Source organism: Agrobacterium leguminum, from assembly GCF_015704895.1.
Classification (GTDB): Bacteria; Pseudomonadota; Alphaproteobacteria; order Rhizobiales; family Rhizobiaceae; genus Agrobacterium; species Agrobacterium leguminum.
Window position 1 is genome coordinate 267281 of the sequence record NZ_JADQWB010000007.1, and the last position, 12435, is coordinate 279715.

Sequence of the window (12435 nt, forward strand, 5' to 3'; positions counted from 1 at the left end):
GTTCCGCACCGTTTCGGCATTCGCCTGCTATCCTTGAGAAGACCTCCCGTATGAATGAGATAATCGATACCAATGTCTTCAATCTTGCCCCCGTGGCGATGTGGATCGAGGATTTCAGCGAGGTGAAAAGCCAGTTCGATATCTGGCGATCGCAGGGCGTCGAGGATATCCGGGCGTTTCTTCTGGAAGATTTATCGAGGGTGGCGGCCTGCTCGCAGAAAATCCGCGTGATCAAGGTCAACGCCAGGACGCTGGAACTGTTCGAGGCCCGCGATCAGGCGCATCTCATCGACAATCTCCATCGGATTTTTCGTGACGACATGCTGGAAAGCCATGTGAACGAGCTTTCCGAACTCTGGGCGGGCAAGACGGAATTCACCAGCAACGCGGTCAATTATTCAATCGGCGGCAAGCGGCTGGATATCCAGTTGCGCGGCGCGGTCATACCCGGCCATGAAGAAACCCTCGGGCGGCTGCTTTTGACCACCGAGGATGTGACGGAGCGGGAGGAGGCGCGCCGCAAGGAGCTTCTCAACCGCCGTTACGCCGAAGGCATGTTCAAACATTCGCCCGTTTCCCTGTGGGTGGAGGATTTCAGCCGGGTGCGGCGGCTGATCGAGGAGGTCAGGGAGCGCGGCATCATCGATTTCCGCGTGTTCATGGATGTGCATCCCGAATTCGTGCGGCAATGCATGAGCGAAATCCGCGTCATCGACGTCAACCGCGCGACGCTGGACCTGTTCTGCGCGCCGGACCGGCAGGTTCTGTTGCAGCGACTCGGCGATATTTTCCGCGGCGAGATGGAAAAGCCGTTCCGGGAACAGCTGATGGAGCTTTGGAACGGCAATCTCACCCACCATCGCGAGGTGGTGAATTACGCGCTTGACGGTTCGGAGCGGCATGTGCTCCTGCATTTTTCCGTCTTCCCCGGCCATGAGCGCGACTGGTCGCTGGTGCAGGTGGCGCTGACGGACATTACCGCGCGCAAGAAGGCGGAAGCCTATCTCGAATATCTTGGCAAGCACGATGTGCTGACCAAGCTGCACAATCGCGCCTTCTATTCGGACGAGCTGAACCGGCTGGAGCGCAGCGCGCTCAGGCCGGTTTCGGCCATCGTCATCGATCTCAATGGCCTGAAGGACGCTAACGACAAGCTGGGACACGATGCTGGCGACGCATTGTTGCGGCGTGTGGGCGAGGTGCTGAATGGCGTGGTGACCGCGCCGAACCATGCCGCGCGCATCGGCGGCGACGAATTCGCCATCCTTCTTCCCGGCGCCGACAGGCAGGTGGCCGCCGCCATGGTCGAGACCGTTTATGAATTGCTGAAGATCAACAACCAGTTCTATTCCAGCGCGCCGCTCAGCCTGTCGCTGGGCGTGGCGACCAGCGAGGCCGGCGAGACGATGGAATCGCTGGTGCGCCGCGCCGATATGAATATGTACGAGCAGAAGAACGCCTATTACGCGGCCCTGCGCAACAGATCCGCCGACAATAACGACACGACGAAACCCGGCCCGCAGTCGGAAGCCTCCTCGCTGAAGCGTCTGTCCTAACGGGGAGTGAGGGCGTCGTGGGGCATTCCCTTAGCCCCGACGTTATCCTCGGCCCCGTGCCGAGGATCTAATCACGTCGAATAAAATCAATCGGTTGCAGATCCTCGGGACAGGCCCGAGGATGACGTCGAGAGAATGTTTATCCCCGGAATCTAAACCGCGCAGCGATGGTTTGGACGTGACGAAAGCAGCGGAAAGCTTCATTCGTCCGGCTGTCGCCTCCGGCTCGTCGGGATATGTCCTGCCTTGAACGCCAGTTAGTCCTCCGTTCCCAATTACAGCGCTCTCCGCAAGCCGTCTCACACGCCTTCACAAGCGCGTGAGAGGGCTTTTGCGCTGCAACAATTTCGTTGCTGAAGTTTTACATACGTCTTAGTATGTATGTAAATGTGACATTTTTTATGAATTCGGAGCGCAGTATGGCGAAGAGATTGGGGCAGATCGCGGCGGTGTTGTTGACGGGCATCGTTCTTGTCGGATGTAGCGATGAGCAGGCGTCCGCGCCCGGCGCGCCGCCGCCCGGTGCGGTGAAGATCGTGACGGTGAGCCAGGAAGAACTGCCCATCACCAACGAATTGCCGGGACGCATTGCGCCGACGCGGCTTGCCGAAGTGCGCCCGCGTGTCTCCGGCATCATCGTGGAGCGGGTGTTTGAGCAGGGCTCGCTGGTGACGGAAGGCGATGTTCTCTATCGGATCGATCCCGCGCCGTTCCAAGTGCGCGTCGACAGCGCCGAGGGCACGCTGCGCCGGGCGCAGGCCGCGCAGCTTCAGGCGCGGCAGACGGCCGACAGGCAGCAGCAGCTGCGCCGTTCCAACGTCGGTTCCCAGCAGGAATTCGACAACGCCATCGCCCAGCTGGCGCAGGCGGATGCCGAGGTGGCCGTGGCCGAAGCCGGCGTCGCGGAAGCGAAGCTCAATCTGCAATATGCCGATGTCAAAGCCCCGATCAGCGGCCGCATCGGTCGCGCGCGTATTACGGAAGGCGCCCTTGTCAGCGCAACCGGCTCTGAAAATCTGGCGACGATCCAGCAGCTCGATCCGATCTATGCCGACTTCACCCAGCCGGCGGCCGATCTTATCCGCCTGCGCAAGGCCCTGCAGGATGGCAAGCTGATGACCGGCCCGAACGAAGCCGAAGTCAACCTTCTGTTCGATGACGGCAGCCGTTACCCGCTGCCCGGCCGCCTGCTGTTTTCCGAAGCGGCGGTAGATGAAACCACCGGTCAGGTGACGCTGCGCGGTGAGTTCCCCAACCCGAACGGCGATCTGCTGCCGGGCATGTATGTCCGTGTGCAGATCCAACAGGGTATCCAGAAGGCGGCCTTCGCGGTGCCGCAGCAGGCGGTTCAGCGCGATGCCGGCGGGCAGGCGAGCGTGCTCGTCGTCAATGCCGAAGACACGGTGGAGCAGCGGCGCGTCAGCGTCGGCCGCTCCATCGGCGATCGCTGGGTGATTTCCGAGGGTCTGAAGGATGGCGACCGCGTCGTGGCCGAAGGTTTCCAGAAGACCGCTCCGGGCGCGAAAGTGAAGCCGGAACCGTGGTCCGATGAGGCCGATGTCGCCACTGCCGCTGACAGCGAGAGCGCGGCTCCGGCTGCGAAGCAATAAGGACCGATTTCTCATGGCACGTTTTTTCATCGATCGGCCCATTTTTGCCTGGGTCGTCGCCATCTTCATCATGCTGGCGGGCCTGCTCGCCATTCCCATGTTGCCGATTGCGCAATATCCGAATGTCGCTCCGCCGCAGATCTCCGTCTCGACGACCTATCCGGGCGCGTCGCCGGAGGATATTTACCAGAGCGTCACGCGTCCCATCGAAGAAGAGCTGAACGGCGTTCCAGGCCTGATCTATTTCGAATCGACGTCGGAATCTTCAGGCCGCATTTCCATCAACGTCACCTTTGCGCCGGGCTCCAACATCGGTGAAGCTCAGGTTGAGGTCCAGAACCGCATTGCACGCGTCGAACCCCGCCTGCCACAGGCGGTGACGCAGCAGGGCCTGCGCGTGGAGCAGGCGGGCACGTCGTTCCTGATGATGGTGGCGCTCACCTCCGTCGACGGTAACACGGACGCCATCGGTCTCGGCGATTATCTCAGCCGCAATGTGCTCGGCGAATTGCGCCGCGTTCCCGGCGTCGGCAGCGCGCAGCTCTTCGCCACCCAGCGCTCCATGCGCATCTGGATGGACCCGGACAAGATGCTGGGCCTCAGCCTGACCTCGAACGACGTCATCGGCGCCATTCAGGCGCAGAATTCGCAGGTTGCCGCCGGCCGCATCGGCGCATCGCCAAATCCCATCGGTCAGCAGATTTCCGCAACCGTCAATGTGCAGGGCCAGCTCACCTCGCCGGAAGAATTCGGCTCCATCGTGCTGCGCGCCAATCCGGACGGCTCATCCGTGCGGCTGCGCGATGTCGCGCGGGTGGAAGTGGGCGGCGAAAGCTATAACTTCTCGAGCCGCCTGAACGGCAAGCCGAGCGCCGCCATCGGCGTGCAGCTTTCGCCCACCGGCAATGCACTGCAGACCTCCGAGGGCGTTCGCGCCACCATGGAGGAGCTGTCCCGATATTTCCCGCCGGGTCTGGAATATGAAATTCCCTATGACACCAGCCCCTTCGTGAAAATCTCGATCCAGAAGGTGATCAACACGCTGGTGGAGGCGATCATCCTCGTCTTCGTGGTGATGTTCGTCTTCCTGCAGAATATCCGCTACACCATCATCCCGACACTGGTGGTGCCCGTGGCGCTGCTCGGCACCTGCGCCATCATGTATGTCTCGGGTTTCTCGATCAACGTTCTGACCATGTTCGCCATGGTTCTCGCCATCGGCATTCTGGTGGATGACGCGATTGTCGTCGTCGAGAATGTCGAGCGCATCATGGCGGAAGAGCATCTGTCGCCCAAGGAGGCCACCCGCAAGGCGATGGGCCAGATTTCCGGCGCGATCATCGGCATCACGCTGGTGCTGACCGCCGTGTTCGTGCCCATGGCCTTCTTCCCGGGCGCCGTCGGCATCATCTATCAGCAGTTCAGCCTGACCATGGTGGTGTCGATCCTGTTTTCGGGCTTCCTTGCTTTGTCGCTCACGCCGGCGCTCTGCGCGTCGTTCCTGAAGCCCATCAAGGCCGGACACCATGAGAAGAAGGGCTTCTTCGGCTGGTTCAACCGCGGCTTCGACAAGGCGTCGCACAAATATTCCTCGTCCGTCGGCAGCATCATCAAGCGTTCCGGTCGCTTCATGGTCATCTACGCGGCTTTGCTGGTTGGTCTTGGCTGGGCGTATATGCAATTGCCGAGCTCGTTCCTTCCGAACGAAGATCAGGGCTATCTGATCGTCGACATTCAGGCGCCGGCGGAAGCCAGCAGCGACCGCACCCTGCAATCCATCCAGCAGATCGAAAAGATCTTCATGGAAGAGCCGGCGGTGGATCGCGTGATTGCGGTTTCGGGTTTCTCCTTCTCCGGCTCCGGCCAGAATGCGGGTCTCGCCTTCGCCACCCTGAAGGACTGGAGCGAACGCGGACCGAACGATTCCGCAGCCGCCATATCGGCGCGCGTCAACGCCAAGCTGTGGGGTCTTCCGGACGCCATGTCGTTTGCGCTGTCGCCGCCGCCGATCCAGGGCCTCGGCAATTCCAGCGGCTTCACCTTCCGCCTGCAGGATCGCTCGGGCGCGGGACAGGCGGCTCTCAGCGCCGCCGGTACGCAACTGATGGCTGCCGCCCGTCAGAGCCCCATCCTTGCCGGCCTTCGTATCGAAGGCATGCCGGATGCGGCGCAGGTCAATCTCATCATCGACCGTGAGAAGGCCAATACGTTCGGCGTCACCTTCAGCGACATCAACGCCACCATCTCGGCCAATATGGGTTCGTCCTACGTCAACGACTTCCCCAATGCCGGCCGCATGCAGCGCGTGACGGTGCAGGCGGAACAGGGCCAGCGCATGAAGACGGAGGATCTCCTGAACCTCAACGTCCGCAATGCCAATGGCGGCATGGTGCCGGTGAGCTCATTCGCCACGGTGGAATGGGTGCGCGGTCCCTCGCAGGTGGTCGGTTACAACGGCTATCCGGCGGTCCGTATCGGCGGCCAGTCGGCCCCCGGTTATTCGTCGGGTGACGCCATTGCCGAAATGGAGCGCTTAGCGGGTGAGTTGCCGAGCGGCTTCGGTTTCGAATGGACCGGCCAGTCGCTGCAGGAAATCCAGTCCGGGTCGCAGGCGCCGGCATTGATCGGGCTCAGCGTTCTGTTCGTCTTCCTGCTGCTGGCAGCACTTTACGAAAGCTGGTCCATTCCGCTCTCCGTCATGCTGGTGGTACCGCTCGGCGTCATCGGCTCGGTGGCGGCGGTGATGCTGCGCGGCATGCCGAACGACGTCTACTTCCTCGTAGGCCTCGTCGCGATCATCGGCCTGTCCGCCAAGAATGCGATCCTGATCATCGAATTCGCCAAGGATTTGCGGGCGGAAGGAAAATCCACCTATGATGCCACGGTGGAGGCGGCGCACCTGCGCTTCCGGCCGATCCTGATGACGTCGCTCGCCTTCTCGCTCGGCGTGCTGCCGATGGCGATTGCTTCGGGCGCCAGCGCGGCGAGCCAGAACGCCATCGGCACCGGCGTGCTCGGCGGCATGATCTCGGCGACGATCCTCGCGATCTTCTTCGTTCCCGTCTTCTTCGTCTTCGTCATGAAGATTTTCGGGGATCGGAAGAAGGAGAATGAGATTGCTGCTGACGCGGTATCGCCGGCGGAATAAAACGGGTGTGACGGCTGGGCGAAAAGTCACGTGAATGCGTTCATCTGACTGACAGTCCGGTACCGCAAACAAGGCACGGTGCGAAAGCGCCGTGCCGCGACTGGAAGGAGACATCAGTATGCGCCGAACCAAGGCCGAGGCAGAAGAGACGCGTCAGGCGATCCTTGCCGCTGCCGAGCGGGTGTTCTTCAAGAAGGGCGTGGCCAACAGCTCTCTGGATGAGGTGGCGGCTGCGGCCGGCGTTACGCGCGGGGCGATCTACTGGCATTTTTCCAGCAAGAGCGACCTTTTCATCGGCCTTTACGAATCGGTGGCGCTGCCGGAATCGGACCTGCTCGATTTCGGCGATCCGGACCTCAAGGGAGAAGCGCTGCTGGCCAAGATCGAGGACGCCGCGTGCAACTGGCTTTCGCTTCTTTCAAAAGACGAACAGCGCCAGCGCATCATGACCATCAGCCTGCGCACCAATTACTCCGATGAATTCGCCCCCGTGCTGCGCGCGCAGGAGGAGCTGGACCGTTACCACAAGCGGCTGCTTGAGGAGGCTTTCGAACGGGCGCAGGCGGAAGGGGCTTTCAACGATAACTGGACGGCGGAGTCCGCGCTCGGTGCGCTCTACTGGCTGCTGAAAGGCATGTGCTCGGACTGGCTACTGTTCGGCAAGCGTTTCGATCTGGCCAATGAGGGCGCGGAAGCGGTGCATCGTCTCATGAAGGCCTTTCGACGCTCCCCGGCATAGCGAACGGATTTCCCGGACCCGGCGCGGCGGTCAAATTTGAGTGTATTCTAAAACACCAGCGAAATTTGCTTTACGTACCTCAAAACGAAGGCTAGCTTCTTCCTCGAGCTTTGGGAGGAGTTCGCAGATGGTCGTTTCAGATAAAATCAAGGGGCAAGCGCCGTCCGTTCACGCCGGATTCCGGTGACGGCACATGGCTTTTGCTGACGAATCTCCAGACCACGCCCTTATCCGGACGGTTGGGCTGTCCAAGTCTTTCGGGCCGGTACAGGTTCTCAAGGATATAGAGATCGCGGTGCGCGCCGGTGAGGTCCATGCGATCATTGGCGAGAACGGCGCCGGCAAGTCGACGCTGATGAAGCTGCTGGCTGGCAATGAAAAGCCGTCGGGCGGGGAAATCCGCATCGATGGCGAAGCCGTTACGCTGAGCGGTCCGGTGGATGCCGAACATCGCGGCATCGTTCTCGTGCATCAGGAAATACTGCTGGCCCCGGATTTGACGGTGGCGCAGAACATCTATCTCGGCCGCGAAGTGCACCGGGGCGTCATGGTGGACGACCGCGCCATGCGCGCCGGCGCCCGCAAGGCAATCGCCGATCTCGGCGCTACGATCGATCCGGACGCCATTGTCGGCAGCCTGTCGATTGCCCAGCGGCAGCTGGTGCAGATCGCCCGCGTTCTGCTGGTGCCGCATCGCGTGGTGATTTTCGATGAACCGACGGCGAGCCTGACGCCCATCGAAACGGATGCGCTGCTGAATGTCATCAGGGACATCCGGGCGAAAGGCGTGGCCGTGCTTTATATTTCGCATCGTCTGCCGGAGGTGAAGGAGATTGCCGACCGGGTGACGGTTCTGCGAGACGGCAGGCTGGTCGCCTCCCATCCGGCAGCGGCGCTGGAGCCTGCCGATATGGCGCGGCTGATGGTGGGGCGCGATGTCGCCAAGCTTTATCCGGACCGCGCCGCCGGCGGCGAGCACGAGCCGGTTCTGCAGGTGGAGCATTTTACCGTACCGGGTTATGTTCAGGATGCCGGTTTCAGCCTGCGTAGGGGCGAAATCCTCGGTTTCGCCGGTCTGGTCGGCGCGGGCAGAACGGAGCTCATGGAAGGAATACTCGGCCTGCGCGCCGGTCGGGGAACGGTGCGTCATCACGGCAGGCCGGTGCATTTCGCAAAGGCGGAAGACAGCCTGAAGGCCGGCATCGTTTATCTGAGCGAGGATCGCAAGGGCAAGGGCCTGCTGCTTACCAAGGATTTGCGTGTCAATCTCACGCTTGCTTCGCTCAAGAAATTCAGCCGGCTGTTTCAGATCGATACCCGCCGGGAAACGGCGGCGCTCGATGATGCGGTCCGGGATTTCGACATCCGCACCGGCCGCAAGGATCTGCTGGCGGGCCAGCTTTCCGGCGGCAACCAGCAGAAGCTGCTGCTGGCCAAGATGATGCTCATCGATCCGTCGATCGTCATCATCGACGAACCGACGCGCGGCATCGATATCGGCACCAAGGAACAGATTTACCGCTTCATCGCCAGGCTCGCGGATGAGGGGCGCTCGATCATCGTCGTTTCCTCGGAAATGCCGGAGCTGATCGGCATCTGCGACCGCATTCTGGTGATGCGGTCGGGCCGGATCGTCGGCGAGGTGACGGGTGAGCGCATGACCGAGAACGACATCGTGGCGCTGGCGACGGGCGTTCATACGCAGGAACCCGCCTGAGCGCCCGTGTGCCGGGAAACATGGCCTGACAAAAGAGACTGAGGGGAAACATGACTGAGGCCGCATTTGACAACGGCAAAACGCCGAAGACCTCGAAGGACTGGGATCTGCGCGCCGTCGCGCCTTTCGTGGCGCTGGCCCTGCTGCTGGTTCTCGGCACCATCGCCAATCCCAATTTCATCGGCATCGACAATCTCCTGAACGTCATCACCCGCAGCGCCTTCATCGCCATCATCGCGCTCGGCGCAACTTACGTCATAACCTCGGGCGGGCTCGATCTTTCGGTTGGCGCGATGGTGGCTTTCGTCGCCAGCCTGATGATCCTGTTCATGAATAGCGGCGTCATCGCCAGTCCGCTTTTGATGCTGCTCACCGCCATGGCGCTGGCGCTCGCCATCGGGGCTGCCTGCGGGCTGACGAACGGCCTCATCACCACCATTGGCCGCATCGAGCCCTTCATCGCCACGCTCGGCACCATGGGCATCTATCGCGGCTTGACCACATGGCTGTCTCAGGGCGGGGCGATCACGCTGCGCAACCCGGAAATCCAGACGCTTTATCGTCCGGTCTATTTCGGCAATGTCCTTGGCGTGCCGGTGCCGGTCATCGTCATTTTCGTCACAGCCGCCATCGCCGCTTTCGTGCTTTACCGCACCCGTTACGGCCGGCATCTGACCGCAGTAGGGTCGAGCGAGGATGTGGCGCGTTATTCCGGCATCTCGGTCGCGCGGGTGCGCACCATCACTTATGTGGTGCAGGGGCTGTGTGTCGCCGTTGCGGTGCTGCTTTACGTGCCGCGCCTCGCTTCCACTTCGGCCACGACAGGCATGTTGTGGGAGCTGCAGGCCATCACCGCCGTCGTCGTCGGCGGCACGGCGCTGAGGGGCGGGGTAGGGCGCATCTGGGGGACGATCTGCGGCGCCTTCATTCTGGAGATCGTCGGCAACATCATGATCCTGTCGAACTTCGTCAGCGAATATCTGATCGGCGCCATTCAGGGGGCCATCATCATCATCGCCATGCTGGTGCAGCGTTCGCTCAGCCGCAGGTGACGTATCACGCCGCGCCATGTGGGGCAGGCGCGGTCGAAGGAGGAACGCCCCGGTCTTGGGAGGAAAGAGACTATGCGTAGTAAATTCATCGGCGTGGCCTTTGCCGCGCTGGCCACGGTGCTTGCCGCTTCAGCGCATGCGCAGGACAAGAAGGTCACCATCGGCGTATCCATTCCAGCGGCCGACCATGGCTGGACGGCGGGCGTCGTCTACCATGCCGAGCGTGTGGCGAAACTTCTGATGCAGGAACATCCGGGGCTCAACGTCATCGTCAAGACGTCGCCGGACGCCGCCAATCAGGCCAATGCGCTGCAGGACCTTGCCGTGCAGGGGCTCGATGCGCTGGTCGTGCTGCCATCCGATCCCGATCCGCTGGTCAACGCCATCAAGGAGATCAAGGACAAGGGCACCTTCGTCGCGCTGGTGGACCGTGCGCCAAGCGTCAACGACAATTCCATCCGCGATCTCTATGTTGCCGGCAACAACCCTGCACTTGGCCAGGTGGCCGGCGAATACATCAAGAAGACGACGCCTGACGCCGAAGTCGTGGTCATTCGCGGCCTGCCGATCCCGATCGATCAGCAGCGGCAGGACGGTTTCGACAAGGGTATCGCCGGTTCCGGCGTCAAGGTTCTCGACCGTCAATACGGCAACTGGAACCGCGACGACGCCTTCCGCGTGATGCAGGACTATCTGACCAAATACAAGAAGATCGACGTGGTCTGGTGTCAGGATGACGATATGGCTATCGGCGTGCTGGAAGCCATCCAGCAGGCGAAACGCACCGATATCCAGTATATCGTCGCGGGTGCCGGTTCCAAGGACATGATCAAGAAGGTCATGGACGGTGACAAGCTCGTGCCGGTCGACGTGCTCTACCCGCCGGCGATGGTGGCGACAGCCATGCAGCTGACGGCCGGGCATTTCTACGATCAGGTGCCGGTCGCGGGTGAATATATCCTCGATGCGACGCTCATCACCAAGGACAATGCCGAGCAGTTCTACTTCCCGGATTCGCCGTTCTGACGAGCTGGCTTCTGCCATGCGACGCTCGCTGAAACGCGGGCGTCGCTGCTGCTAAAAGTTTGCCGAGGTTTGGATTTGGCGAGACGGCTGCATCCCACTCCGTCACCCCGGACTTGATCCGGGGTCCAGGGCGATCAAGTCCTTGATCGCGGGAGAGTCCTTTCACGGCGCAGACGCGCCGTGGCTGGATGCCGGATCAAGTCCGGCATGACGGAGGGACGCTCGGCGAATGCCGCCCGGCCCTTCACCCGTTCTTCCTGAACCAGGCCGAGAGATAATCCACGAAGCTGCGCACCTTGGCCGGCAGGTAGCGGCGATGCGGATAGACCGCATAGATACCCCTGTCCTTGGAAATAAAATCGTCGAACAGCGTCACCAGCTCGCCGGACTGGATATAGGGTCTGGCGATGAAATCGGGCACGAGCGCAATGCCGAGCCCGGCGCGGGCGGCGCGCAGCGTCGCCTGTGGGCTGTTGACCTCGATAGGTCCGCTGATGGTGACCGAATTCGAGCCGCCATCCGGCTCCAGATACCGTACCGTATTGTGAAACCGCGTATTGGTGTCGATGATGAAGGGGACGCGGGAGAAATCCTGCGGTCCGTCGAGCGGCCCGTGCTGCGCCACGAAATCCGCCGTCGCCACCGCGTAGACCCGGAAATCGGAGAGCTTGCGGGCGATGAGGCCCGAATCCTCCAGCCGGGTTATGCGAACCGCAAGGTCGAAACCCTCCTCGATCAGGTCGACGAATCGGTCTTCCGCGACGATTTCCAGCGACAGCTCCGGGTTTTCCTTGGCGAAGTCGATCAGGCTCTGGCCGACATCGGCATCGATGAAGGTGCGGGGAACCGAAATCCTGAGCTTGCCCTTCAGATCGGCATTCTTTTCGCGCACCAGATCGGCAAGGTTATCGATCTCCTTCAAAATATCGGAAGCGGTACGGTAATAGGTGTGCCCGGCTTCCGTCAGAGAGAACTGCCGGGTGGTACGGTTGAGGAGCAGTGCGCCGAGATCGTCCTCCAGTTCCCGCACATATTTGGACAGAAGCGCCTTGGAACGCCCCGTCTTGCGCGCAGCGGCGGAAAAACCCTCCGCTTCGACGACATCGATAAAGGCGCGGATGCGGGTGAGCGTGTCCATGAAAATCCTCCAGTTCGTTCCATATAATTGAACGGCGAGGGCGGACTGTTCAACCCTTAATTCATTGCCGAAAAAATCCGCTCTTTGGTGAAAAAATCCTCTTGATTATGACTGCGAATATTCTTATTTCCCGTGCTGCCCAAAGTCGCACGTGCCCATGTGTGTCCGCCGATTCCTCGATGTGGTGAGGATTTAGGTAAGGTACCTGGAACTAACCCCTCCAGTCGCTATTCCGGCCAACCGGAAAATGCGAGGACATACGAAGCAACGACGGTGCGGGCCTTTCTGGTTCTCTGCCGGCTTTCCATCAGCCGGGGTACTAAAGAGGCACACCATCATTGCCTGAAGTGCGGTCGGGTCATTCCCTCCAATCCATGGCAGACAAAGCCGAATGATGCTCTGGCAGGGCATCGTTCACATTCGCGCCTTGAGCGTATGCTATCGATTCT

8 protein-coding genes are annotated in these 12435 nt (G+C 61.2%); 7 read left to right on the plus strand and 1 reads right to left on the minus strand.

Features of this window, described 5'->3' with window-relative positions; all coding sequences use genetic code 11:
* Nucleotides 1-50: 50 nt before the first annotated feature.
* From I3J13_RS13460 to I3J13_RS13490, 7 genes are all read left to right on the plus strand, one after another.
* Nucleotides 51-1556: a sensor domain-containing diguanylate cyclase gene (locus tag I3J13_RS13460; protein WP_196379120.1), complete on the plus strand. Its 1506-nt coding sequence runs from the start codon at nucleotides 51-53 to the stop codon at nucleotides 1554-1556.
* Between the two features lie 419 nt (nucleotides 1557-1975).
* Nucleotides 1976-3166 (plus strand): efflux RND transporter periplasmic adaptor subunit, encoded by a 1191-nt coding sequence (locus tag I3J13_RS13465; protein WP_082710618.1) that lies wholly within the window; start codon nucleotides 1976-1978, stop codon nucleotides 3164-3166.
* Between the two features lie 13 nt (nucleotides 3167-3179).
* Nucleotides 3180-6314: an efflux RND transporter permease subunit gene (locus I3J13_RS13470; protein WP_196379122.1), complete on the plus strand. Its 3135-nt coding sequence runs from the start codon at nucleotides 3180-3182 to the stop codon at nucleotides 6312-6314.
* 118 nt (nucleotides 6315-6432) lie between these two features.
* Nucleotides 6433-7053, plus strand: a complete 621-nt coding sequence (locus I3J13_RS13475; protein WP_080854673.1) for a TetR family transcriptional regulator — start codon at nucleotides 6433-6435, stop codon at nucleotides 7051-7053.
* 193 nt (nucleotides 7054-7246) lie between these two features.
* Nucleotides 7247-8770 (plus strand): sugar ABC transporter ATP-binding protein, encoded by a 1524-nt coding sequence (locus tag I3J13_RS13480; RefSeq protein WP_196379123.1) that lies wholly within the window; start codon nucleotides 7247-7249, stop codon nucleotides 8768-8770.
* Nucleotides 8771-8820: 50 nt separating this feature from the next.
* A complete protein-coding gene (locus tag I3J13_RS13485; protein ID WP_196379124.1) occupies nucleotides 8821-9822 on the plus strand; it encodes an ABC transporter permease in 1002 nt (333 codons plus the stop codon).
* Between the two features lie 72 nt (nucleotides 9823-9894).
* The gene (locus I3J13_RS13490) at nucleotides 9895-10848 is read left to right on the plus strand and encodes a substrate-binding domain-containing protein (protein WP_196379125.1); all 954 of its coding nucleotides are present in this window, start codon (nucleotides 9895-9897) and stop codon (nucleotides 10846-10848) included.
* Between the two features lie 244 nt (nucleotides 10849-11092).
* Here I3J13_RS13490 and I3J13_RS13495 read toward each other — a convergent pair whose 3' ends face one another.
* Entirely contained in the window at nucleotides 11093-11986 is an 894-nt protein-coding gene (locus I3J13_RS13495) for a LysR family transcriptional regulator (RefSeq protein ID WP_003523361.1), read from the minus strand.
* Between the last annotated feature and the right edge of the window lie 449 nt (nucleotides 11987-12435).

Bases quoted from the DNA above. Each gene is read 5' to 3' on its own strand.
- I3J13_RS13460 (WP_196379120.1), top strand. From the start codon at position 51: ATGAATGAGATAATCGATACCAATGTCTTCAATCTTGCCCCCGTGGCG.
- I3J13_RS13465 (WP_082710618.1), top strand. From the start codon at position 1,976: ATGGCGAAGAGATTGGGGCAGATCGCGGCGGTGTTGTTGACGGGCATC.
- I3J13_RS13470 (WP_196379122.1), top strand. From the start codon at position 3,180: ATGGCACGTTTTTTCATCGATCGGCCCATTTTTGCCTGGGTCGTCGCC.
- I3J13_RS13475 (WP_080854673.1), top strand. From the start codon at position 6,433: ATGCGCCGAACCAAGGCCGAGGCAGAAGAGACGCGTCAGGCGATCCTT.
- I3J13_RS13480 (WP_196379123.1), top strand. From the start codon at position 7,247: ATGGCTTTTGCTGACGAATCTCCAGACCACGCCCTTATCCGGACGGTT.
- I3J13_RS13485 (WP_196379124.1), top strand. From the start codon at position 8,821: ATGACTGAGGCCGCATTTGACAACGGCAAAACGCCGAAGACCTCGAAG.
- I3J13_RS13490 (WP_196379125.1), top strand. From the start codon at position 9,895: ATGCGTAGTAAATTCATCGGCGTGGCCTTTGCCGCGCTGGCCACGGTG.
- I3J13_RS13495 (WP_003523361.1), bottom strand. From the start codon at position 11,986: ATGGACACGCTCACCCGCATCCGCGCCTTTATCGATGTCGTCGAAGCG.